This is a genomic window from Lysobacter auxotrophicus (genome assembly GCF_027924565.1).
In the GTDB taxonomy this organism is placed as follows: domain Bacteria; phylum Pseudomonadota; class Gammaproteobacteria; order Xanthomonadales; family Xanthomonadaceae; genus Lysobacter_J; species Lysobacter_J auxotrophicus.
In genome coordinates, this window is the sequence record NZ_AP027041.1 from 2,898,786 (window position 1) to 2,922,252 (window position 23,467).

Below are 23,467 nucleotides of genomic sequence, written 5' to 3' on the forward strand. Positions count from 1 at the left end.
CTTAATTGGCGTTTTCCGGCGCCTGGTTGATCACCGCCCAGAACGTGCCGAGCGTTTTCACCGCCTGGAAGAACTGGTCGACGTCCACGGGCTTGACGACATACGCGTTCACGCCCATGTCCCAGCTGCGCGCCAGGTCGCTTTCCTCGCGCGAGGACGACAGGATCACCACCGGCAGGCAACGCAGGTGGTCGTGCTCGCGGATCGCCTGCAGCACTTCCAGCCCGTCCATGCGCGGCATCTTGATATCCAGCAGCAGCACCGCCGGCATGCCTTCGGCGCGCCCTTCGAACTTGCCGCGACGCAGCAGGTAATCCAGCGCTTCCACGCCGTCCTCGACGTGCACGATGGGGTTGATGAGGTTGGCCTCGCGCAGCGCGTCGATGGCCATTTCGGCGTCTGCCTGGCTGTCTTCGGCCAGCAGGATGGTGCGGTAGTCGGTCATGCGCTGATTCGCTCGTAGGTGGGCGCATCCAGCGCCGCGGGAAGGGTGAAATGGAAAGTGGAGCCGACCTCGGGCGTGGATTCGGCCCAGATGCGGCCGCCATGGCGCGACAGCACGCGGCGCACGCTCGCCAGGCCAATGCCGGTGCCGGGGAAATCGGTCGCCTTGTGCATGCGCTGGAACACGCCGAACAGCTTGCTGGCGTAGGTCATGTCGAAACCGGCGCCGTTGTCGCGCACGCTGAATTCGTGCGAGCCGTCGTCGAGCATGCGGTGGGTGACCTCGACGATGGCGACCTCGCGCCGCGAGGAATACTTCACCGCGTTGCCGAGCAGGTTGGTCCACAGCTGGCGCATCATGTTTTCGTCGGCGACGAGGATGGGTAATGGCGCGATGCGCCACTCCACGCGCGGCGCGCGCGCTTCGGCACCGGCATCGAGCATCGCGCGCGTTTCGGCGACCACCGACTGCATGTCCACCGCCTGCAGGCGCAGCGCGCTGCGGCCCAGTCGCGAGTACACCAGCAGGTCGTCGATCAGCTGCGACATGCGCCGCGCGGAATTGCCGATGACGTCGAGGTAGTGGCGCGTCTTCTCGTCGGCGTCCTCGTCGAGGTGGCGCGCGAGCTTGTCGGAGAAACCGGCGACGTGGCGCAGCGGCGCGCGCAGGTCGTGCGATACCGAATAGCTGAACGCCTCCAGCTCGCGGTTCACTTCCGACACCTGCTCGACCTTGCCCTCCAGCTGGCGGTTGAGTTCGGCGATCTTCTGGTTGGTGGCCTTCTGCGCCGAGACGTCGGAAATCGTCATCAGCACGACGTGGTCCTCCGCGTCCGGCAGCGGCATGCTGCGCGCGTTGAGCAGCACGGTGCGGGTCGGGCCTTCGGGCAGCGCCTGTTCCAGCTCGAAATCCCACAGCTCGCGGCCGCGAAGCAGCACGTCGCGCAGGCGCTGGCGCAGCACGGGGTCGTTCCACGCGCCGTGGCCGATGTCCGGCAGCGTCTTCGGCAGCCCGTCGCCCGGGACGTCGTACATCTCGGCGAACGCGGCGTTGTGCATGACGATGCGCTGCTCCTCGTCGAACAGCACGATCGGCTCGCGCACCGTCTGCAGCACGGCCATCGCGCGGGCGCTGGCCTGCGTGGAGCGTTTCTCGGCGTTGATGCGGCTGGCGATCTGCCGGCCGAGCAGCAGCATCACGATGCCCATCAGCAGCAGCTGCGCGGTCATCGCGGCCCAGCTGAGCCACGTAGCCTGGCGGCGCTGGCGCTCGGCGTCGAAGTTGCGGCGCGCGAGCAGCTCGCGTTCGTTGTTGCGCATCTCCTCCAGCGCGGGACGGATCGCGAAACGGTCCACCAGCGGCGCGAGGATCTGCGTGCTGCGCGCGATATCGCCACGGCCGCCCTCGCGCATCAGGTCGTCCATCACGTCCATGCGGTTGTCGACCAGCTCGCGCAGGCGGCCGATCAGGACCTGCTGCTCGGGGTTGTCGGCGGTGAGCACGGTGAGCCGGTCCAGGTTCGGGCCGATGGCGGCTTTGCTTTCGGCATAGCGCTGGCGCGAGAGCGGACGGTCCAGGCCGAGCGCGATGCCCATCGCCGCCGATTCGGCATCGCGCACGCTGAGCGCGACCGACGCCACGGCGGCCTCGACCTCGTGCGTGTGCGACACGGCGTCGGCCGCGTCCAGGTTCTGCTGCGACAGGCGCTGCAGCAGCAGGAAGGGCGCGACCATGATCAGGACGATGCCGGCCGCCAACAGCGGCAGCCTCCACCATCCCCACTGGATGCGAGTCGTGACTGGTTCCATCGTTCCCCGGATGCCGGCGTCGGACGCCGGCAAGGCGTGCTCGTGACGACGCGCTGGCAAAAAACGCGGGCGATGCTAACGGATGAGCCTGCCTGCGTCAGGTGAAGACGACCTCGCCTGTTTTGCCTTGTTTGCCATGTCGGGCCGCAGCCCATGCGGCCTGGGGCGCATGGGCCAGGCTTCACTTGCCGTGGCCGCGCCGTGTGGTCACCTTTGCCCCTGGGAACCACCGTGGACGCACGCCGTGAGCAAACTCCATCGCGACCAGCAGGGGCTGGACGAGGCCGACACCCGCAAGGGCGAACTGCGCAAACCCGACGATCGTGACGACCAGCCGGGTCAGGGCGCCAACCTGACTCCGCCCCTGCGCAACACGGCGCTGGACGCCGACGCCGACCTCCCCGACAACGGCACGCCCTCGCTACCCGAGCGGTAACGCCCTGCCCGTTGCACGGAAATTTAACGTTTGCACCACTAGGCTTTCGTCCTGAAAGGGGGACGTGACATTGGTAGACGCAATTCCCACGCCGCGGGATCCGCGCGTGGTCCCGGGTGATCCTTCCGGCCGTGGCCTCGACGACGAGGTCCGGCAGTTCGCGTTGCTCATCGGCAGCGTGACGGATTACGCCATCTACATGCTCGACCCCAACGGCTACATCCGCAGCTGGAACCCCGGCGGGGAACGCATCAAGGGGTACACCGACCGCGAGATCGTCGGCCAGCACTTCTCCCGCTTCTACACGCCCGAGGACGTGGTCCGCGGCGAGCCCCAGCGCGGTCTGGAATGCGCGCGCACGCAGGGCAAGTTCGAGTCCGAAGGCTGGCGCCTGCGCAAGGACGGCACGCGCTTTCGCGCGAGCGTGGTGATCGACCCGATCTGGCAGGAAGGCGAACTGATCGGTTTCGCCAAGGTCACCCGCGATGTCACCGAGCGCTACGAGGCGCAGATGCGCCTGCAGGCCGCGCAGAAGGCGCTGGCGCAGTCGCAGAAGCTGGAGGCGATCGGCAAGCTCACGCTCGGGCTGGCGCACGACTTCAACAACCTGCTGACGGTGATCGTCAACAGCCTGGACCTGATCGGCCTGAAGAACACCGACGATCCGCGCACGCTGGAATGGATCGAAGCCGCGCAGCGCGCCGCCGATCGCGGCACGCTGCTCACGCGCCAGCTGCTCGCCTTCGCGCGCGGGCAGAACCTGTCGCTGGAACCGCACGACATCAACGACCTGCTCGCGCGTTCGGCCGAGCTGTACCGCCGTGCCTGCGGCGCGTCGATCCAGTTCGATTTCGACCTCAGCGACGAGGCGCCTCTGCTGGAGGTGGACGCCACGCAGTTCGAGGCGGCCGTGCTCAACCTGGTCGTCAACAGCCGCGATGCGATGCTGCCCGGTGGCGGCGCCATCACCGTGCGCACGCGGCAGACGACGTGCCCGCGCCCCGAAGCGCCGGACGAAGGCGACCGCCAGTACGTGGTCGTCGAGGTCGTCGACACCGGTTCGGGCATGAGCGCGGAGGTCATCGAACGCGCCGCCGAGCCGTTCTTCACCACCAAGGAAGTCGGCAAGGGCAGCGGCCTGGGCCTGAGCCAGGTGTTCGGTTTCGCCGCGCAGTCGGGCGGTTTCGTGCTGTTGAACAGCGAGCCCGGCCGGGGAACCCAGGTCGGCATCCACCTTCCCGCGCAGCCGGCACCGGCCGCGCGCACCGCGAACGGAGAACGCGGCGATGTCTGAAGTACGCGTCCTGCTGGTCGAGGATGAGGACGATCTGCGCATGCTGATCGGCGAAGCGCTGCGCATGACCGGTTACCGCGTCAGCACGGCGTCCGATGGCCCCGAGGCCGTGACGGCGATGGAGCGCGAGCGCTTCGATGTCGTGGTCAGCGACGTGAGCATGCCCAACGGCATGTCGGGGATCGAGCTGTCCGACCATGCCGCGCGCCTGCAGCCGAAGGCGCGGGTGATCCTCGCGTCGGGTTTCGCCCGCGCGCAGCTGCCCGCCCTGCCCGGCAACGTGATCTTCCTGCCCAAGCCCTATCGCATCCCGCAACTGCTGGCGCTGCTTCCCGAGCGCGCCGCACCCGGCGAGGAAGCATTGCCGGCGTGAGGACTGAAGTTGCGCGCGTCGCCGCCGATATCCGAAGGGATGTGCCGACGATCGCCGCGTGCGTGCGCTTCATGCGCTCACAACGTTGTCACCGTCGGACGCACTGAATAGGACCGACCCCGGAACGCCGCCGGAGAGCAAGACGCGACGCGATGCCCCAAGCCGAACGCTCCCGTCCCGCCAGTCGTCGAACGCAATCGGCCGCCGCCGTGCTCGGCTTCGGGCTCGCGGTGGCGGTGGTGCTCGCCGCGACGCTGTTCGCGGTCGCGGCAGCAGATCGCAGCAACCGCCTGCAAGCGGCCGAACAGCAGAACCTCGCGCTGGCCTCCGGCGCCGAGCGGCTGGTGTGGCTGCAACTTCGCAACCTCGAACGCGCGATGCGCGGCGTCTCCAACGACGTGCAGCGCGTCGCGGTCGCCGCGCCCGACGACCTGCCCAGGCTGATCGCCCCGTTCTTCGCCGGCGTGTCGCAGCGGCAGCAGGAACTGGAGAGCCTGGAACTCACCGACGCGAACGGCGCCCCGCTCAGCGGCGGGCGCGGCCAACCGGGGCTTTCGGACTGGCCGGACCGCAAAGTCGCGCAGCCGTACTCGTATTCGATGTATGTCGGCCCGCTCACGCGCCATCGCGGGCAATGGCTGCTGCCGCTCGCGCTGCGCATGGACGATGGCAACTGGATCGTCGCGCGCCTTCGCACGAGCGAGCTGCAGAAGCTGGTGATGCACCTGGATGCGGACCGCGTGCGCCTGATCCAGCTGGCCGGCAACGACGGCCTGCTCGTCGCCGACACGCGCGGCGCGCAGTACGTCGGCCAGTTCGACGACTCCCTCGTGCCCACCTCCGTCGAACCGCGGCTGATGGAGGCCGACGACGACGACGCCCGCGACGGCGTCGAGCGCATCACCGTGAGCGGCGCGGTGCCCGACTACCCGCTGCACGTGGACGTCGCCATCGCGCGCGACCGCGTACTCGCGCCGTGGTGGCGGCTCGTCGCGGCGGGTGTCGCGCTGTACCTGCTGTACCTCGCCGGCCTGGTCTACCTGGTGCGCACGGTGCGTCGCAATGCGCGCGCGAACGCGCAGATGGTCGAACGCCTGACCGAAGCGGCGGACAACCTGCGCCGCGCACAGCAACTGGGCCGCACCGGCACGTGGATCGCCGACCGCAACGGCACCGTGTGCTGGTCCGAACCGGTGAGCGACCTGCTCGGCCTGCCGGAAGGCCAGTCGGCGGCGAACATCGGCGAGTTCTATTCCATCGTGCATCCCGACGATCGCGAGCGGTTGTCCGAGCATTTCGGCCAGGCCTGGCGCAGCGGCGATCCGTATTCGCTGGATTACCGCATCGTGCGGCGCGACGACGGCCAGGTGCGCTGGATGTCCGCGCGCGGCGCGGCCACACGCGATGCCGACGGCACGGTGGAAATGGCCGGCACCGTGGTCGACGTCACCGACCGCATGGAAGTGCAGCTGGCGCTGGAGGAAACCGAGCGCCAGTTCCGCATGCTGTTCGAGCGCAACCCGCTGCCGTTCTGGGTGTTCGACGTGCAGACGCTGCGCTTCGTCGAGGTGAACCAGGCGGCGATTGAGCAGTACGGGTACACGCGCGAGGAATTCCTCGCGATGACCATCTACGACATCCGCCCCGAGGAACACCGCAACGAGGTCGCCACCGACCTGGCGAACCATCGCCCCGGCGAACGCGACGAGGTGAAGCTGTGGGTGCATCGCCGCAAGGACGGCCGCCTGCTGGAAGTGCGCATCCACGCGACCGACATCGACTTCCGCGGCCGGCCTTCGCGCCTGGTGCTGGCCGAGGACGTCACCGACCGCATGGCGCAGCAGCGCGAACTGGCCTATCGCGCCAGCCACGACATGACCAGCGGCCTGCTCAACGCCGACGCGCTGGCTAGTCGCGTGGATGCGATGGACGCCGATTCGTGCCGCATCGCGTGCGTGCAGCTGCGCGGGCTGGAACTGATCGAGGACAGCCTGGGCCGCGAAGCCGGCCACGACACGCTGCGCGTGATGGCCACGCGCATCGCGCGGCTGGGCGAGCGTTTCGGCGCGGCGGGCCACGTGCGTAGCGACGAGTTCGCGCTGGCGGTGTGCCCGGCGGATGCGTGGGACCAGGCGCTGGAATGCCTGCAACTGGAACTGGAGCGGCCGATCCCCGGCGAGGACACGCTGCATCGGCTGGAATCGTGGATCGGCGTGGCCGAACTTCGCCCGGGCGACGGCAAGGCGACGCAGGCGATCGCCAACGCCGGCCTCGCCGCGCACGTCGCGCGCACCGAACATCGCCCGGTCGCCGTGTTCGAAGCGGGCATGGCGCGCCATGCGAGCGATCGCCTGCGGCTGGCCGGACGCATCCATCGCGCGATCGACGCGGACGAATTCGAACTGCATTTCCAGATCCTGTGGGATGTCGCGTACTCGCGGCCGGCCGGCCTGGAAACGTTGCTGCGCTGGCCGCAGCGCAACGGCGGTTACCTGCCGCCGTCGGAATTCATCGGCCTGTGCGAGGACACCGGCCTGATCGTCCCGCTGGGCCGCTGGGCCCTGCGCGAAGCGGCCGCGGCGCAGCGCCTGCTCGACCGCGCCGGATTCCCGGGTTTGCCGGTGGCGGTGAACGTCTCGCTGATGCAGTTTCTCGATGGCGACATCGCGCACGACATCGAGAGCGTACTGCGCGAGTACGAACTGCCGCGCGGCGCGCTGCACATCGAACTGACCGAAAGCGTGCTGATGACGCGCCCGGAACAGGCGCTGGAGACGCTGCGCCGCCTGCAGTCCAATGGCGTGTGCCTGTCGCTGGACGACTTCGGCACGGGGTTTTCGAGCATGTCGTACCTCAAGCAGCTGCCGCTGGACGCGATCAAGATTGACCAGTCCTTCGTGCGCGACGTGCATCGCGACGAACGCAGCGCGTCGATCTGCCAGGCGCTGCTCGCCCTCGGCCACGGCCTGGGCCTGAAGGTCGTGGGCGAAGGCGTCGAAACGCAGGCGCAGTACGAATGGCTCGCCATGCATGGGTGCAACCAGGTCCAGGGCTTCGGCATCCACCGCCCGGCGCCGCTCGCGCAGGCCATCGAAACCCTGCGCGAGATGCGCGAATGGGTGGACGGGCCGTGGCAGGCGTTCGCGACGGAGCGGTGATGGGTCGAAGCGGCCACGATGCTTTCAACCCCTCTCCTGCGGGAGAGGGGTTGGGGTGAAGTGGGGACGTGCGGCGACGTTGCTTTGAGCCCCTCTCCCCGCGGGAGAGGGGTTGGGGTGAGGGTCGGGACGTGCGGCCACGCAGGCGCTCGCGGCGCTTCTTGCTCGTGTAGCCCCGGGTAAGCGAAGCGCACCCGGGAACGCGGTCGCTTCTCCGACCCCGGGTGCGCTTCGCTTACCCGGGCTACAAAAGCGGAGTGCTTTGCGGTTGCTCTTGTTCTTGCTCTTTCTAAACGTCCCTGCATTCCCGCGTTCGCGGGATGACGATCAAAAGCAAGAGCCAGATCAAAATGGGTTCCAGCTTTCGCTGGAATGACGGCGGGATGGTGCGCTGACATGAGAGTGTCCGCGCGATACGGGCGCGGAGCCCCGCCTTCGCACCCGCCTTCGCCGGATGACTCACCGCAACGCCTTCGCGGCATGACTTACCGCGACGCCGTCGCCCGCGACAGATCCGGCTGGATCGAGACCGCCTGCCCGGCTTCGATCCGCTCGCCGCCGCGCACGATCAGCCGGTCGCCCGGCTTCACCGCGCCCTGCACTTCCACCAGTCCGCCGACTTCCGTGCCGGTCTTCACCGGCAGGCGTTCGGCCGTGTCGTTCGACGCCACGCGCAGCACGTAATCGCCTTCGCGACGCAGGATGACCGCGTCGCGCGGCACCGCGACCACCGAACGCTTGCGTGCGCCCGGCATGCCGACATCGACCGCCGTGCCGACCGGCAACTCGCCGGTGTCCATGGCGATGCGCAGTTCGAGCTGGCGCGATGCTTCGTCGCCCACCGGCACCAGCGCGCTCACCGGATGGGTGCGGTACTTCGCGTTCGATGCATTGGCCGTATCGCGACGGCCCACGCTCACCTGCACCGGCATGCCGACCGCGAGGTGCTCGGCCAGGTCCACCGGCGCGCGCACGCGCACTTCCTGCGCGCCGGTGTCGACCAGCCGCGCCACCGGCGCGCCGGTATCCACGTATTCGCCCAGCTGCACGGAGCGTTCGGCGACCACGCCGTCGAACGGCGCGCGCACCACCATCTGCGTGCGGCGATGGCGCGTCTGCGCGAGCAGCGCCTGCGCCCGCGCGCGATCCTGCGCGAGCATGTCGCGATCGGCGCGCAGCTGTTCGTACTGCGCACGCGCGATGTTCTGCTGCGCGGCGAGCTGCGCGTAACGCTGTTCCTGCCGCGCGGCCATGTCGAGCTGCGCCTGGATGCGCGCCAGGTCCGCCTCGCCCTGCCGCTCCTGCAACGCGAGCGCGGTGTCGTCGAGCACCGCCAGCGGTTCGCCGGCGCGCACCTTCTGCCCGACTTCGACCACGCGCACGACGCGGCCTTCCTGCTCGCTGGCAACCTTCGCGTCGCGCCGGCTGATGACGCTGCCAGGTGCCCAGTGCACCGGCGCGAGTTCCGTCGTCACCGCGTTCGCCACGCCGACCACCGCCGGCGGCGCATCGGGCTTCTTCGGCGGCGTTGCCTCGGCGTCCCACTTGATCAGCGGCACGAGCAGCACGGGTACCAGCGCGAGCAACAGGATGATGCGTCCGGGAAGACGGGACGGGGTTTTCATTTCAGCCTCCGGGGGAAGGAAGGGGAGCAAGCGTGCGCGCTTCGTCGACGGCGCTCGCGCGACGCGACTCGCACAAACGCAGCAACGCCGGCACCAGCACGACGATGAACACCAGGCTCAGCGCGACCCCGCCGACGGACACCGCCGCCAGGCCGCGATAGATCACCGCGCCGGGGCCGGGATTGATCGCCATCGGCAGCGCGCCGAGCACGCCGGTGAGCGCGCCGATGAGGATCGGGCGAAGCCGCTGGTCGAGCGCCTGCTTCAGCGCGTCCTCGAGCGTCGCGCCCGCCGCCTGCCCTTCGCGCGCCTGCGCGACGAGCAGGATCGCGTTGTTGATCACCATGCCCAGCAGCATGATGAAACCGATCATCGACAGCAGATCGAGCGTCTGCCCGGCGACCAGGTCGAGCACGCGCAGGCCGATCACGCCGCCGAGCACCGCCATCGGCAGCGTCGCCATCACGTACGCGCTGTCGCGCAGCGACTTGAACATCGCCGCCATCAGCAGGAACAGCACCACCAGCGCCATCGCGAAGTTGGTGCCCATGCTGCGCACGACTTCGCCGAGGCGGTCGGCGCTGCCCGATACGCGGATCGCCGCGTCGTCGGGCAACGCATCGCGCAGCACCGGCACGACGTCGTCCTCGACGATGCCGAGCGCTTCCTCCAGCGACATCGCCGGCGGCGGATCGACGGTCAGCGTGACGGTGCGGCGACGATCGACGCGACGCATCTGGTTCGGCGCGAGCACCGTGTCGACCTGCGCGAGTTCGGCCAGGCTCATCACGCCGCCGCCCGGCGTGGCGAGCGGCGCGGCGCCTAGGCGCTCCACGTCGTCCTCGCGATCGCTGCGCAGGATGATCGCCAGGCGCCGATCGCCGTCGAAGTATTCGCCCAGCCACTGGCCGTCGCCGAGCGCGCGCACCGCCGTGGCGAGATCCGGCCGACGCCAGCCGACTTCCGCCAGGCGCCGGTCGTCCGGATTGATGCGCAGCTCCGGCGTGCCGGCGTCGGCGTTGGGCCACGCCTGCACGTTCGCGCCGGCGAACTTCTCCGACAGCAGCTTGCGTCCGGTTTCGGCCGCACGCGTGAGCGCGTCGCCGTCGGCGTGTTGGAGATGGATCGCGATGGCGCGCGCGGAACCCCCGAAGCTGCCGAACAACTCGCCCTCGCTCGCGAACGCGCGCGTGTCGGGGAAGCCGACGGTCACTTCGTCGCGCACGATGCGTTCGAGCTCACCGATGTCCTCCGGATCGACCACGCGTGCACCGAGCGTGCCGCCGCCCGGCCACAGGTTGAGGTACCAGTTGCTCAGTTGCGGGCCCTTCTCGCCGTCCATGTAGGGCTTCATGCGCGCGAGCAGCGTCGGCGCCATTTCCGCGTTCACGCGTTCGGGGCTCATGCCGGGCGGGAAGTTGAAGAACGCGTCCACCGCCGCGCGCTTCACCGGCGGCAGGTAGTCGATCTTCGGCATCAGCACCAGGGTCAGCAGGATCGGCGCGACGACCAGCCCGCCGACCCAGGCCAGCTGGTTGCGGCGACCGGTGGTCACGCGCATCGCCCACGCGCTGACGCCGACCCAGAAGCGATGCTGTTGCTGCTCGTGCGCGTCCTCGCGCTTGCGCAACCACGAACTCGCCGCCGCCGGCAGCACGGTGACGGCGATCAGCAGCGAGATGCCGACGGCGATGGAGATCGTCAGTGCGAGGTCGGCGAAGAGCTGTCCTTCGACGTCGTCCATGAAGATCACCGGCAAAAACACCGCGATGGTCGTGAGCGTGGAGGCGACCAGCGCGCCGCCCACCTGCCGCGAGCCTTCCAGCGCGGCCTGCGTGGCGGGCATGCCCTCCTCGCGCAACCGCACGATGTTTTCCGCGACGACGACGGCCGCGTCCATCACCATGCCGACCGCGAACGCCAGCCCCGCGAGCGAGATCACGTTGAGGCTGCGGCCTGTGAGCTGCAGCACGATGAACGTGGCGAGCAGCGAGATCGGAATGGCGCAGGCGATCAGCGCGGTGGCGCGCACGTCGCGCAGGAACCACCACAGGCAGCCGACCGCGAGCAGCACGCCGGCGCCGAGGCTGCCCGACAACAGGCCGATCGCGCGATTGATGAACACCGACGCGTCGAAGCTCTGGCGGATGTCGAGCCCCTGCGGTTGCAGCTCCTTCACGCGGATCTCTTCGACGACCGCTTTCACCCGGTCGAGCGTGTCGAGCACGTTCGCCCCGCTCTCGCGCAGGATGCGCAGGCCGATCGCGGGATTGCCGTTCTGGTAGGCGAAGAAGCGCTGTTCCGGTCGCTTCACTTCGACCGTGGCGACGTCACCCAGCCGCACCGGCCGGCCGTCGCGCCATGCGAGGATGAGGTCGCCGAGCGCTTCGGGGGAATAGCGCCCGGCGAACCTCAGAACGTATTCGCGACGGCCGGCCTCGACCACGCCGCCGGAGACATCCGTCGCGCGCGCGGCGACGTCGGCGACCTGCGGAATCTGGATGCCCAGCGCGGCCGCGCGCTCCAGGTTCATGGTGATGGTGAGTTCTTCCGGCGCGCCGCCGTTGATCTCCACGCCGGCGACGCCTTCCACCGCCGACAGGCGCGGCACGATGCGGTCCTCGATCATCTGCCGGCGATCGAGGATGTCGCCCGGCGTGTCCGGCAGCTTCTGCACGAAGAAATACGTGAGCGAGTTGTTGGCGTTGTCAGCGCCGGCCTGGACGACCGGCGGCGTGGCGTCGCGCGGCAGCGGCTGCAGGCGGTTCATGCGCGAGAGCACTTCGACCAGCATCGCGTCCATGTCGCTGCCGACGGCGAAGGTGAGGTTGATGAAACTGTTGCCGGCGTTGATGTTGGATTCGATTTCCTCAAGACCCGGCAGGCCCTGCATCACCGCTTCGATGGGCTCGACGATTTCCGATTCCATCTCCTGCGGCGACGCGGCGCGCCAGCCGGTCTGGATCGACATCTGCGGGCGCTCGATGTCGGGAAACAGCTGCAGCGGCAGCTTGAGCAGGCTCAGCACGCCGAACGCGCAGACCATCACCACGGCCACGGCGACCGCGGCGGGATTGCGGAGCGACGCTTGCGTGATTTTCATCGTGCTGCTCCGCGGGGGACGAGTGCGGTGCGCACGATGCGCCGGCCCGGCTTTGCACGAATGGTCCGGAAGTCACGCGCGGTGGCGCTTTGCGATCAGTGGTTGAATGGTCGCGGTGAAGCGTTGCGGTGGCGTGATGCGGTGGCGTGATGCGGTGCGTGATGCGGGGGCGTGACGCGGCAGCGTGACGGCACCGTGTTTCATTGATGCAACGAGAGTGCACGTTGCACCCGACGAATGGCAGGGGGACTTTCGGCATGGCAGGCCGTAGCACTCGGCACGCCCATCGCGGCAAACCACTCCACCGTCATTCCAGCGAAAGCTGGAACCCATTTGCTCTTGCTCTCCCGCTGCACCTACTTTTGATCGTCATCCCCGCGAAGGCGGGGATCCAGGCCAGTAGCGTCAGGACACGCCCATGGCGGCGAACCACTTCACCGTCATTCCAGCGAAAGCTGGAACCCACTTGCTCTTGCTCTTGATGCTGCTGCTCTTGCTCTGCTTAAGCCTCGCTCTTCGCTCTTGATCGTCATCCCCGCGAAGTCGGGGATTCACGCAAGCGGATCAAAAGAAGAATCACCCGCCAAGCTTCCGAGGGCCTGCGGCGCCCGGGTCACTTTTCTTTGCTTGCCCAAAGAAAAGTAACCAAAAGAAAGGGCAGTCCCCCGACAAATCAATCCCACGACCGGACAGAGCAAGGGCGCGTTCGCGACTCGCTAGGCCCGCGCTTGCGGCGCGGGCGTTCGGGCGATGCGCGAACCAGTGGTTCGCAAGCACGCATCACCCTCACTCCATGGCTCGGCGCTCACCGCCGCACGTCCTGTGCGGCGCCCGTTGGGGCCAGCAACGAATAAGGCTGTTCAACAGCAGCAGCAGCACGCCGCGCTCTTGTAGCCCGGGTAAGCGAAGCGCACCCGGGGTTCGGGCACTGCCGCAGCAAGGGAACGGCAAATGGGTTCCAGCTTCCGCTGGAATGACGGTGGGTGGTTTGCCGCTGTGAGTGTCTATGCGCTGCGGGCCTGGATCCCCGCCTTCGCGGGGATGACGATCAAGAGCCAGCGACGGGCAAACGGCGACCGCGACAGCAACAGCAGCAGCAGCAGCAGCAGCAGCAGCACGCTGCGCTCTTGTAGCCCGGGTAAGCGAAGCGCACCCGGGGTTCGGGCACTGCCGCAGCAAGGGCGAGAGCAACGTCGGATGGGTTCCAGCTTTCGCTGGAATGACGGTGAGGTGGTTTGCCGCTGCGGGCTTGTCCGTGCGCTACGGGCCTGGGTCCCGGCTTTCGCCGGGATGACGATAGAGCTGGAGCTGGATCTAGACCCAAACCTCAAAGCAACAACGCCAGCTTGTCCCGATGCGTGCGCGACAGCTTCAGCTCCTGGCCGCAATCCAGTCGCAGGAAACCTTCCCCGTTGGTATGCGGCCGCAATTCCACCACGCGGCGCGCGTTCACTATCGTGGAACGGTGGATGCGCGGGAAACGCTGCGGGTCCAGCTGTTTTTCGAGGTCGCGCATCGTCGCGCGCAATACCAGCGTCTCGCCCTGCGGCGCGGCGCGATCGACCGGGCCGTCCGTGTGGATGCACATGTAATCGCCGGCGGCGTCGATCCAGCGGATGCTCGCAAGGTCCACGCGCACGGTGCGGCCGCCATCGCGCACGGCGAGTTTGTCGTCGCGGCGCAACTGCTCCAGCGCATCGGGTTTCAGCGCTTCGTCCAGGTCCAGCAGCGGCCGGCCGCTCAGTTCGCCGAGCAGTCCGAGCAGGTGCGCGCAATGCCCGCTCGCCTCACGCTGCGAACGCGCCAGCTGCACGCGCGCGAGCGCCTGCGCCAGGCGCGTCTCTTCCACAGGCTTGAGCAGGTAATCAGTTGCCGATGCCTCGAACGCACGGATCGCGTAGTGGTCGTACGCGGTGACGAACACGACCAGCGGCATCTCGTGCGCGGGGATGCTGCGCAGCGTTTCGAAGCCGTCCATGCCGGGCATCTGCACGTCGAGGAACACCAGGTCCGGACGGTGCTCGCGCAATCCCGCGATGGCCGACAGACCATCGCCGTATTCGCCGACGATCTCGACATCGGGATGCGCTTCCAGCCTGATTTCCAGGCCGCGACGCGCCAGCGGTTCGTCGTCGACGATCAGCGCGCGCAGGCGCCCGTGCGTGGCGGAGTCGGACAGGCGTTCGCGTTCGACGACTTTGTCCATCTCACTCTCCGCCCAGCTGTTTGGTTTCGAACGGCAGGCGCAGTTCGACTTCGATGCCGCGCTCGCGATTGCGCACGGCGAAGCTGCTTTCCTCGCCGTACAGCACGTTCAAACGTTCTCGCGTGTTGCGCAGGCCGACGCCCTTGCCGGGCGGCAACTGGCTGCCTTCCAGGCTCGAACAGCCCGGGCCGTCGTCGATCACGCGCAGCACGAGCTGGTCGCCGTCGCGTTCGGCCTCGATGCGCAGCAGGCCGCCGGCGACCTGTTTCGCCACGGCGTATTTGATGGCGTTCTCGACCAGCGGTTGCATCAGCAGGCTCGGAAGCAGCGCGCGCCAGCAGTCCTCGTCGATGTCGGTTTCGATGCGCAGGCGCTCGGCGAAGCGGATCTTCTCGATGTCCAGGTACAGCGTGAGCGCGTCGAGTTCCTGGCGCAGCGTGACGCGCTGCATGGGATCGTTGTCCAGCGAATGCCGCAGGAACGACGACAGCCCCTGCACCATGCGGTTGGCGGTGGCGTTGTCGCGATCGAGCACCAGCGTGGAGATGGCGTTGAGCGTGTTGAACAGGAAATGCGGATTGAGCTGGTAACGCAGCATCTTCAGCTGCGCCTGGTGCGCCATGGTGCGCGCGGCGAGCGCGCGTTGCGTTTCGTCCTGCAGCTGGCGGTAGTACTTGATGCCCAGGTACAGGCCCACCCACGCCAGCACCACGTAGATGTAGGTCAGCGAGTAGGCGATGTACGCCATGCGGCTGGTCGGCGCGCAGGTGTCGCAGAAGCGCACGAGCATCGTGCGCGTGGTGAGGTCCATCACCGCGGAGCTGGCGAGGATCGGCAGGATCATCGTCATCAGCAGCTTGCGCGGCGACAGTCCCCAGCACGCGCGCAGCAGGTAGCGCAGTCCGAGCGTGACGACGAAGCCGGTGCAGGCGGCGGTGAACGGGACGATCCAGTAGCCCGACGGCTTGCCGTAGGCGATCGCCGCCAGCCAGCTCTGGCCGAAATAGCCCAGCCAGCCGGCGCTGTGGAATATCCAGAACAGGTGCTGGCGGGGCAGGTCCAGCGGGTGGGTCGCGGTAATGGCCATCGAAAGCCGCAGGAGCGAGGACGCGGTGGACCGATGCTAGCCCGTTGGCGGGGCGGCGCGGCAACGGCTCGTCGGGCGGGGGGAACGGTTTGGCGCGGGGGCGCTGAGGGGTGGCTCGGGGGCCGGTCTAGCTGGCGCCGCGCCTTGACCCTCTCCCCACGGGAGAGGGGTTGGGGTGAGGGTCGGGACGCGCGGCCACGCTGGCGCTTCTATGTCACAGGCCTGGGTCCCGGCTTTCGCCGGGATGACGGTGAAAATGAGGACGGTGAAGATGAAATGGGTTAGGTGCTAACGCAGTGCCCGCGCGTTACGGGCCTGAATCACCGCTTTCGCCCGCATGACGGCGCACGGCGTCGTCCCGCTGCGATTTATCGCCATCACGTCCATCGCCCGCCGACGTCTTCCGCTTCTTCCGCCGCTCATCGATCACCGCCGTGATCAGCGCGCCGATGAACACGATCAGCGCCGCGTAGTACATCCACACCAGCGCCAATACGAGCGCGCCCATCGAGCCGTATGCCGAACCGGGATTGGAGCGGTGCAGGTACCAGCCGATCAGCCAGCGGCCGAACACGAACAGCACCGCGGTGATGGCGCCGCCGCCCAGCGCGCGTTTCCAGCCCACCGAACGGTCCGGCAGGTAGTGGTACATCAGCGCGAAGCTGATCGCGTACACGGCCCACGTCGCCACGTTCATGACGATCGGCAGCGCCCATTCCACGCGCGAGAACGCCAGCTGCACCAGCGTGGAGACCGTCATCGACACCAGCAGCAGGAAGCCCATCGCCAGTACCAGGCCCATCGAGAACACGCGCTTGCGCAGCCACGCCATCGCGCCGGCCAGGCGCGTGGCGTCGGTGCGGAAGATCTTGTTGAGCACGTCCTGCAACTGCGCGAACACCGCCGTCGCGCCGACGAACAGCAGCGCCACGCTCCACCATCCGGCGATCGAGCCGGTATCGGGACGATCGCGCGCGTTGTCCACGACGGTGCGCGCCACGCGCTCCGCCTCGCCGCCGGCGAGCAGGCCGATCTGCTGCATCAGCGAGTCCTGCGCGCCGGGCAGCAGCGCGCTGGTCAGCCACACCAGGATGAGCAGCAGCGGCGCGAGCGAGAGCATCGCGTACAGCGCGAGCGCGGCCGCCTGCGCCATCAGTTCGGTGTCGACGAAGCGCCGCAGCAGGGCGGCGGGAAGGCTTCCCTGCGCGCGCCGCACCAGCGCCTGCATCGCCGGTCGACGAAACGAGCTGCCGCGGTCGGGCTCGCTCCGGCGCGGCGCCGTGGGGTCGAGCTTCTCTGCGGTTTTCTCGACGGGGGTTTTCGCGGTGTCGTCTGCCATCGCGGGAAGACATAGCGCGACGGGCGTGAAGTCCGTATGCCGAACGGCGGCTCGGGCTTGTCGTCCAGGCAAGCGAAGTGGGCTGGTACGTGGCCCGGGTGCGCCTCCGTCCCTACCCGGGCGACAGACGCCCGCCACGATCAGGCGGCGACGCGGCGCTGGGTACGATGCCGCCATGCCCATCAGACCCCTGCCCCGCCGCTTCTACGCCCACGATTCACGCGAAGTCGCACCGCTGCTGCTGAACAAGGTGATCGTCACCGCCGACGGGCGCGTGGGGCGCATCGTCGAGGTGGAGGCGTATCGCGGCGGCGAGGACCCGGCCGCGCATTCGTTCCGCGGTCCGACCAGACGCACGCAGGTGATGTTCGGTCCGCCCGGGCATCTGTACGTGTATTTCATCTACGGCATGCACTGGGCGATCAACGCCGTGTGCGGCGGTCCGGCCGGGCATGCGGTGCTGATCCGCGCGTTGTCTCCGCTGGACGGCATCGACCGCATGCGACGCGCGCGCGGCATGGACGATGTGCGCCTGCTCGCGAGCGGACCCGGCCGGCTCGCGCAGGCGATGGGCCTGAGCGGCATCCACAACGGCGTGGACATCACCGATCGCGCATCGCCGGTGTGGTTCGGCGACGACGGCACCCCGCCGCCGGAGTCGCCCGTCGCATCGCCGCGCATCGGCATCAGCAAGGCGGTCGACGTGCATTGGCGATGGCACGTGGAGGCCGATCCGCACGTGTCGAAGGGCGGCAAGGCGAAGGTGCGGAAGAAGCCGTAGCGCCGCCTTCGCGCGAACGACGTCTAAAGCCCGCCTTCGCGGAACGATGACGAAGATCGTGGCGAGCCTTCGCGAGACCGACGAAAAAAGAAGCCCCGCGTCGCGGGGCTTCTTCGTGACCAAAGGCGGCGCGCGTCAGCTCGACGCGCGACATCCCTGCACGAACACCTTGTTGTCGGTTTCCACGCCCCAGCGGCCGTCCATTTCGCGGCAGCCGGCGGTCCAGGAACCGACCAGCACGCCCTCGTCGTCGTAATACAGCCACGTGCCCTGCCAGCTCGCGGATGCGGTGAACGAGGTGATGCCGACCAGTGCGGCCAACGCGAAGATCCTGAAACGACGCATGCTCATCTCCTTTGATGTCGCGGCAAGGTTCCGCCCGCGCACCGTAGGCGATGACGCGGGCCGGTTTTGTTAACCAGCCCGCATTCCGCGCGTGAACGTTTCTTCACGCGGCGCCACGGTTCAGTCGTACTGCGCGGTCTTCACCAGCATGTGCTTGGCGAGCAGCGCGTGCAGGTAGCCCACGCCGCGCGCGATGTGCAGCGTGACGAACAGCAGCAGCGCGCCGACCAGCATCGCGATGGGCCACATCCACGGCTCGCCGCTGACGAACATGTCCCAGTCGCCGAACGACAGGTTCCCGCCCAGGCCCAGCACCAGCATCACCGGCACCGCGATCAACGACAGCGACACGCTCAGGCACGTCACCACCACGGTGAAGTACACGATGCCCAGCGGCAGCATGAACAGGAAATACAGCTGCGTCGCCCAGATGCGCGGGTCGGTGAACAGCTCGCCGATGCGCTTGAGCAGCGGCTGCCCACGACTGCTGTAGAGCGGACGTCGCGGCATGCGTTCGCCGAGCATCGTTTCCACGATGCGGCCTTCCACCAGCGACAGCACGCGGATCGATCCGAAGTACAGGATCACGAACGGCACGCCGATGATCAGCACCGCCAGGCCCAGCGAGAGCGACAGCCCCGTCACCACCCAGGTGAAGTAGAAGATGCCGGTGGCGAGCGAGAGCAGCATGTAGAACAGCGCGCCGTACGTGCGCGGTTCGGCGATCACGCCGAAGAACTGGCCCATCCACGAGCGGCGCGGCGTCGGCGCCGGCGGACGCAGCGCGGTCTGCACCTTCACTTCGGTGTCGCGGTAGATGTCTGCCACTTCGTCCGGCGCGCCGTAACTGCCGGCGACGGCGACGATGACGTCGGCCTCGCTCCGGCCCGGGTTTTCCGCCAGCTCCGAACGCAGGTATTCCTCGGCGTCGTACAGCGCGTCCTGCACCAGCGCGGGATCCGCGCCCGCGAGCGAGCGGCGCAGGTGTTCGAGGTATTCGGGAATGGTGGTCGGCAGTCCGCCGGGGCGGGCGCTGCGGCTGGATTCGAAGGCATTCATGGCTCAAGTCCCCCCAGGACGGAATCGACACTGTCGCGGGTCGCGCGCCACGCGGCGGCCCATTCGTGCAGCACCGTGCGGCCGGCATCGGTGATGCGGTAATAGCGCCGCGGCGGGCCGGTCATCGACGGCTCGACATGGCTTTCGAGCAACCCCGCCCCTTCGAGGTTGCGCAGCACCGGATACAGCGCGCTCTGCTTGCCGGCGAGCACGCCGCCGCCGATGCGTTCGAGCTGCTTGGCGATCTGGTAGCCGTACAGCGGGTCCGGCGCGGACCCCAGCACCGCGAGCAGCGCCAGCGACACGGTGCCGGCGCTGAGCTCCTTCTGGAATTTCCGCAGCTGGGTGTCGAGTTCGATCATGGCGGTCGGTGGCCCGGTAGGCTGGACTCAACACTACTGTGAAGTTCCATATACCGAACCTGCCATTAGTCACGCGCCTTGCCGAATCCTCCACCGGGCGGCTGCTATGACCGACCCGACGCCGCCCATTGCCCCGCGGCGAGGAGGTTCGAGATGCCCAGAGGCGACAAATCCGCGTACACCGAGAAGCAGCAGCGACAGGCCGAACACATCGAGGAAAGCGAGCGCGATCAGGGCCGCTCCGAGGAGGCCGCCGAGCGCATCGCGTGGGCGACGGTCAACAAGCAGGACGGCGGCGGCAAGCGCAGCGGCTCGGGTCGCAAGAAGACGGCGAAGAAGTCAGCCAGGAAGGCGACCAAGAAGGCCGCCAGGAAGTCGGCAGCCAAGAAGGGCGCTCGCAAGAGCACCGCGAAGAAGGCGACGAAGAAGGCGGCCAAAAAGGCGACGAAGAAGGCGGCCAAAAAGGCGACGAAGAAGGCGGCGAAGAAGACCGGCGCCCGCAAGACGGCGAAGAAGACGGCGAAGAAAGCCGCGAAGAAGACCGGTGCGCGCAAGGCCACGCAGAAGACGGCGAGCAAGGCCACGAAGAAATCGACCGGCCGCAAGACCGCGAGCAAGGCGACGAAGAAGGCCGCCAAGAAGACGGCAAAGAAATCGGGCCGCACCTCCGCCTCGCGCAGCGCGGCCGCGAAGAAGGCCGCCCGGACGCGCGCCCGGAAGCGCAGCGGCAACGGCGCCTCGCCCTGATGCACCGCCACGATCCGCCTTCGGGCGGGTCATGGTGTCCGGTCGCGCAACGGCCATCACGTTCCCACGGCATGGGGCTGGCCGCGTCGACATGCCGTGGGCCAGAATCCGCGTGTTCAGCGATCCGGATCAAGGGGAGTTCCGTCGTGCGCAAAGTCCATCCGTCGACACCGTGGGCGTCGAAACCATCCACCTCGAAGCCGGGCGCACGGCGCTGGCGTAACGTCCTGCTGTGCGCGCTGCTCGCCGCCCTGCCCCTTGCGCCGGCGTCCGCCGAGGACGCGGTGCCGGGCAAGCCGCGCTCGATGCAGGAAATCCTCGACGCCTCGCAGCCGTCGGACTGGCGCACGCCGGACAACAAGAACCTGCTGTACCTGGACCTGGACAGCGGCCGCATGCTGATCGAACTGGCGCCGTCCTTCGCGCCCGCGCACGTGGCCAACATCCGCGCCTTGGCGAAGAACGGTTACTGGAACGGCATGAGCATCAACCGTTCGCAGGACAACTTCGTCGTGCAGTGGGGCGACCCGGCACAGGACGAGAAGGACCGCAAGCCGCTCGGCCGCGGCGCCAAGGCGAAACTGCCGGCGGAATTCGCGCGCAAGACCAAGGGCCTGGCGTTCGACCGCCTGCCTGATCTGGACGGCTGGGCGCCGGAAGTCGGGTTTTCCAACGGCTTCCCGGCCGGGCGCGATGCCGAAGCCGACGCCGCGTGGATGGCGCACTGCTACGGCACCGTCGGCGCGGGTCGCGACATGGCCGCCGACTCCAGCAACGGCACCGAGCTGTACGTCGTGATCGGCCAGTCGCCGCGCCAGCTCGACCGCAACATCACCGTCGTCGGCCGCGTCCTGCAGGGCATGGAACTGTTGTCCGTCCTGCCGCGTGGCACCGGCCCGCTGGGCTTCTACGAGCAGCCGTCGCAGCGCACGCCGATCAGGGCGATCCGCCTTGCATCGGAAGTGCCGAAGAAGGAGCGCGTCGGCATCGAAGTGCTGCGCACCGACACGCCGCTGTTCGCCGAACTCGTCGAAGCGCGCCGTAACCGTCGCGACGAGTGGTACAAGCACATGGCCGGCCACATCGACCTGTGCAACGTCCCGCTCCCCACCCGCGCGCCGCCGCCGAAGCCGGTGGTCGAAAAAACCAAGCCCAAGCCGCGCGCGAAGAAGCCAAGGCAGGCGCGTGCTAAGTGAAGCGCATCCGGGGGCTTCGTTGCGTTGGCCCTTTGTTTTGATCGTCATTCCCGCGCCGGCGGGAATCCAGGGACTTCCACGCTTCAACTAACGCGCGTCGGCTCTTGTAGCCCGGGTAAGCGAAGCGCACCCGGGGGCTTCGTCGCCCTTTTGATCGTCATTCGCGCGTAGCCGAAATCCAGTGACTTTCCTCGTTTCAACTAACGCGCGTCAGCTCTTGTAGCCCGCGTAAGCGCAGCGCACCCGGGGCTTCGTTGCGCTTTTGATCGTCATTCCCGCGTAAGCGGGAATCCAGGCATTTCCACGCTTCAACTAACGCGCGTCAGCTCTTGTAGCCCGGGTAAGCGAAGCGCACCCGGGGACGCGGTCGCTTCGCCGATCCCGGGTGCGCTTCGCTTACCCGGGCTACAAAAGCGCAGCGCTTTGCCTGCTGCTGTTGCTGCTGTTGCTGTTGCTGTTGCTGTTGCTGTTGCTGTTGAACAGCCAAATGATTTGTCAGGGCGCTGCGCTTTCTCTGGTTAGCGAGAGCCGCTCCAATCACGGCGGCGCCGTCCGCTCCTCCACGCCCACCCGCGCCCCACCCTCGACATCCGCATCCCGCAGCGCCTCGCGCTGGAACAGGCACATCCGCACCACGTCGTGGTAGCGGCCATCGCTGAAGAACTCGTCGATCAACACGCCTTCCCGGCGGAACCCCGCATCCTCGTAGATGCGGATCGCGCGCGTGTTGTCCACGTCGACCAGCAGGTACAGCTTGTAGAGATTGAGCACGCGGAACGCGTAGTTGATCGCCAGCCGCGTCGCCGCGCGCGCGTACCCGCGGCGCTGCTGCTCGGGCGAGATCATGATCAGGAATTCCGCACGCCGGTGCAGATGGTCGATCTCCACCAGTTCCACCAGCCCCACGCGTTCGTGCGCCGCGTCCTCGACGATGAAGCGCCGCTCGGACTGGTCGTGTATGTGCTTGCGATACAGCTCTTCCAGCTCGACGAACGACTCGTACGGTTCCTCGAACCAGTAGCCCATCACGCTGCGGTTGTTGTTGAGCACGTGCACGAAGTGCAGGTCGCCGCGTTCGAGCGGACGAAGGGTCACGCCGGCGACCGGTGGTTTCGCATTCATGCTCGCCACCCTACTCCACGCGCATGACACGCGCACGCGGCGCGCCATCACACGGCCTTGCCCGGGCGCTCAATAGCCTGCCCGCAGAGTCCTACCGATGAAGGTTCCACCCATGCCCCTGATGCGCCTGCGCGTGACCGGCAGCGACGACGACGTCCGCGCCATCGCCAACCTGCTCACCAGCCTCGACGGCGTGGAGCACATCGAGGAAGTCGACGACCTGATGCCGCACATGGACGACGACGATTCCAGCTCCGCCGGCCTGCCCGACGACCAGGGCCCGGGCCAGCACGCGCTCGAGATCGAAGCGCCGAACCTGTCCACCGCCAACCGCATCCGCGATGCGGTCGAAGCGCTCGCCTTCGACCTCGACGTGCTGGTGGAATTCGACAACGACGAAGGCTGAGGCGCCGCGTTCGGCGCGATGACGACGCGCGGCGTCAGCGCAACGCGACCGGGCTTAGTCGCCGGATCGTGAAGCACACGCGCCATCGGCCCTGGTCGATGGCGACGTAATACGACGAGAAACGCCGTGCGCGCCGCAGCAGCCACTGGTGCGTGGGCCACGTGAAGCTGCGCAGGACCGATTGCGGCGCGCCGTGCTCGCCCACCAGGTCGGCGATCGTGCGCGAGGTCAGTTCGATGCCGCCGATCATGGTGCCGTTGCCCACGATCAGGAACACCTGCCCTTCCATCGCGTCGCGATCGTCCTCGGGCAATGCGTCGATGCCGATCAGGCCATCGAACTCGCCGTCCTCGTCGAACTCGCCATCGGACACGTTCTCGTAGCGATAGCCGCAGTCGGTGCACTGGTGGTGCCGGACCAGGTCGTCGGCCAGTTGCAGGCTGCGGACCCGGGCGTTGCAGCGCGGGCAGTATTCGCGTTCTGGGGTGTCTCGCATGCGGCCGTCGTCCCTGTCGAACAAACGGCCATGGTCGGCAGGCGCGGCATGCGCTTGAATCGGACGGGTCTGAATTACG

Annotated in this window: 19 protein-coding genes and 1 pseudogene; 7 read left to right on the forward strand and 13 right to left on the reverse strand. The window is 68.0% G+C overall.

Annotation, left to right across the window (positions count from 1 at the left end; all coding sequences use genetic code 11):
• Nucleotide 1: 1 nt before the first annotated feature.
• Nucleotides 2-445, reverse strand: coding sequence for a response regulator (locus tag LA521A_RS13060; protein ID WP_281779312.1), 444 nt, complete (start codon nucleotides 443-445; stop codon nucleotides 2-4).
• On the reverse strand, nucleotides 442-2,253 hold the full coding sequence (locus tag LA521A_RS13065; protein WP_281779313.1) for a sensor histidine kinase: 1,812 nt from the start codon (nucleotides 2,251-2,253) through the stop codon (nucleotides 442-444). The genes LA521A_RS13060 and LA521A_RS13065 overlap by 4 nt, the downstream gene beginning before the upstream one ends.
• A gap of 244 nt (nucleotides 2,254-2,497) precedes the next feature.
• On the opposite strand from LA521A_RS13065, the gene LA521A_RS13070 reads away from it, so the two are divergent.
• From LA521A_RS13070 to LA521A_RS13085, 4 genes are all read left to right on the forward strand, one after another.
• Nucleotides 2,498-2,689 carry a hypothetical protein gene (locus LA521A_RS13070; RefSeq protein WP_281779314.1) on the forward strand — a complete coding sequence of 64 codons (192 nt, stop codon included), beginning with the start codon at nucleotides 2,498-2,500 and terminating at the stop codon, nucleotides 2,687-2,689.
• Between the two features lie 106 nt (nucleotides 2,690-2,795).
• A complete protein-coding gene (locus LA521A_RS13075) occupies nucleotides 2,796-3,983 on the forward strand; it encodes a two-component system sensor histidine kinase NtrB (protein WP_281779315.1) in 1,188 nt (395 codons plus the stop codon).
• A complete protein-coding gene (locus LA521A_RS13080) occupies nucleotides 3,976-4,356 on the forward strand; it encodes a response regulator (RefSeq protein ID WP_281779316.1) in 381 nt (126 codons plus the stop codon). The genes LA521A_RS13075 and LA521A_RS13080 overlap by 8 nt, the downstream gene beginning before the upstream one ends.
• A 152-nt stretch (nucleotides 4,357-4,508) precedes the next feature.
• The gene (locus LA521A_RS13085; protein WP_281779317.1) at nucleotides 4,509-7,514 is read left to right on the forward strand and encodes a bifunctional diguanylate cyclase/phosphodiesterase; all 3,006 of its coding nucleotides are present in this window, start codon (nucleotides 4,509-4,511) and stop codon (nucleotides 7,512-7,514) included.
• A 485-nt stretch (nucleotides 7,515-7,999) separates the two neighbouring features.
• Here the strand turns inward: LA521A_RS13085 and LA521A_RS13090 are convergent, their stop codons facing one another.
• The 5 genes from LA521A_RS13090 to LA521A_RS13110 form a co-directional block, all read right to left on the reverse strand.
• Nucleotides 8,000-9,139, reverse strand: coding sequence for an efflux RND transporter periplasmic adaptor subunit (locus LA521A_RS13090; protein WP_281779318.1), 1,140 nt, complete (start codon nucleotides 9,137-9,139; stop codon nucleotides 8,000-8,002).
• Nucleotide 9,140: 1 nt separating this feature from the next.
• The gene (locus LA521A_RS13095) at nucleotides 9,141-12,242 is read right to left on the reverse strand and encodes an efflux RND transporter permease subunit (RefSeq protein WP_281779319.1); all 3,102 of its coding nucleotides are present in this window, start codon (nucleotides 12,240-12,242) and stop codon (nucleotides 9,141-9,143) included.
• Nucleotides 12,243-13,569: 1,327 nt separating this feature from the next.
• Entirely contained in the window at nucleotides 13,570-14,448 is an 879-nt protein-coding gene (locus LA521A_RS13100; protein ID WP_281779320.1) for a LytR/AlgR family response regulator transcription factor, read from the reverse strand.
• Between the two features lies 1 nt (nucleotide 14,449).
• On the reverse strand, nucleotides 14,450-15,535 hold the full coding sequence (locus tag LA521A_RS13105; RefSeq protein WP_281779321.1) for a sensor histidine kinase: 1,086 nt from the start codon (nucleotides 15,533-15,535) through the stop codon (nucleotides 14,450-14,452).
• 307 nt (nucleotides 15,536-15,842) lie between these two features.
• Nucleotides 15,843-16,874, reverse strand: coding sequence for a YihY/virulence factor BrkB family protein (locus LA521A_RS13110; RefSeq protein WP_425494518.1), 1,032 nt, complete (start codon nucleotides 16,872-16,874; stop codon nucleotides 15,843-15,845).
• A 175-nt stretch (nucleotides 16,875-17,049) separates the two neighbouring features.
• Here LA521A_RS13110 and LA521A_RS13115 point away from each other — a divergent pair, with 175 nt between their 5' ends.
• Nucleotides 17,050-17,655, forward strand: coding sequence for a DNA-3-methyladenine glycosylase (locus LA521A_RS13115; RefSeq protein ID WP_281779322.1), 606 nt, complete (start codon nucleotides 17,050-17,052; stop codon nucleotides 17,653-17,655).
• Nucleotides 17,656-17,790: 135 nt separating this feature from the next.
• On the opposite strand, the gene LA521A_RS13120 is transcribed toward LA521A_RS13115, so the two are convergent.
• The 4 genes from LA521A_RS13120 to LA521A_RS13135 form a co-directional block, all read right to left on the reverse strand.
• A complete protein-coding gene (locus LA521A_RS13120) occupies nucleotides 17,791-18,000 on the reverse strand; it encodes a DUF6289 family protein (protein WP_281779323.1) in 210 nt (69 codons plus the stop codon).
• A gap of 120 nt (nucleotides 18,001-18,120) precedes the next feature.
• Nucleotides 18,121-19,059, reverse strand: a complete 939-nt coding sequence (locus tag LA521A_RS13125) for a sensor domain-containing protein (RefSeq protein WP_281779324.1) — start codon at nucleotides 19,057-19,059, stop codon at nucleotides 18,121-18,123.
• Nucleotides 19,056-19,421: a PadR family transcriptional regulator gene (locus LA521A_RS13130; RefSeq protein WP_281779325.1), complete on the reverse strand. Its 366-nt coding sequence runs from the start codon at nucleotides 19,419-19,421 to the stop codon at nucleotides 19,056-19,058. Before LA521A_RS13130 ends, LA521A_RS13125 begins: the two co-directional genes overlap by 4 nt.
• 230 nt (nucleotides 19,422-19,651) lie before the next feature.
• Entirely contained in the window at nucleotides 19,652-20,179 is a 528-nt protein-coding gene (locus LA521A_RS13135) for a hypothetical protein (protein ID WP_281779326.1), read from the reverse strand.
• Between the two features lie 135 nt (nucleotides 20,180-20,314).
• Between LA521A_RS13135 and LA521A_RS13140 the strand changes: the two are divergent.
• A pseudogene (locus LA521A_RS13140) lies at nucleotides 20,315-21,292 on the forward strand (peptidylprolyl isomerase); the annotation flags it as partial.
• 609 nt (nucleotides 21,293-21,901) lie between these two features.
• Here the strand turns inward: LA521A_RS13140 and speG are convergent.
• On the reverse strand, nucleotides 21,902-22,486 hold the full coding sequence (speG, locus tag LA521A_RS13145) for a spermidine N1-acetyltransferase (RefSeq protein WP_281779327.1): 585 nt from the start codon (nucleotides 22,484-22,486) through the stop codon (nucleotides 21,902-21,904).
• Between the two features lie 112 nt (nucleotides 22,487-22,598).
• Here speG and LA521A_RS13150 point away from each other — a divergent pair, with 112 nt between their 5' ends.
• On the forward strand, nucleotides 22,599-22,892 hold the full coding sequence (locus tag LA521A_RS13150) for a hypothetical protein (protein ID WP_281779328.1): 294 nt from the start codon (nucleotides 22,599-22,601) through the stop codon (nucleotides 22,890-22,892).
• Nucleotides 22,893-22,926: 34 nt separating this feature from the next.
• Here the strand turns inward: LA521A_RS13150 and LA521A_RS13155 are convergent, their stop codons facing one another.
• On the reverse strand, nucleotides 22,927-23,388 hold the full coding sequence (locus LA521A_RS13155; RefSeq protein ID WP_281779329.1) for a hypothetical protein: 462 nt from the start codon (nucleotides 23,386-23,388) through the stop codon (nucleotides 22,927-22,929).
• Between the last annotated feature and the right edge of the window lie 79 nt (nucleotides 23,389-23,467).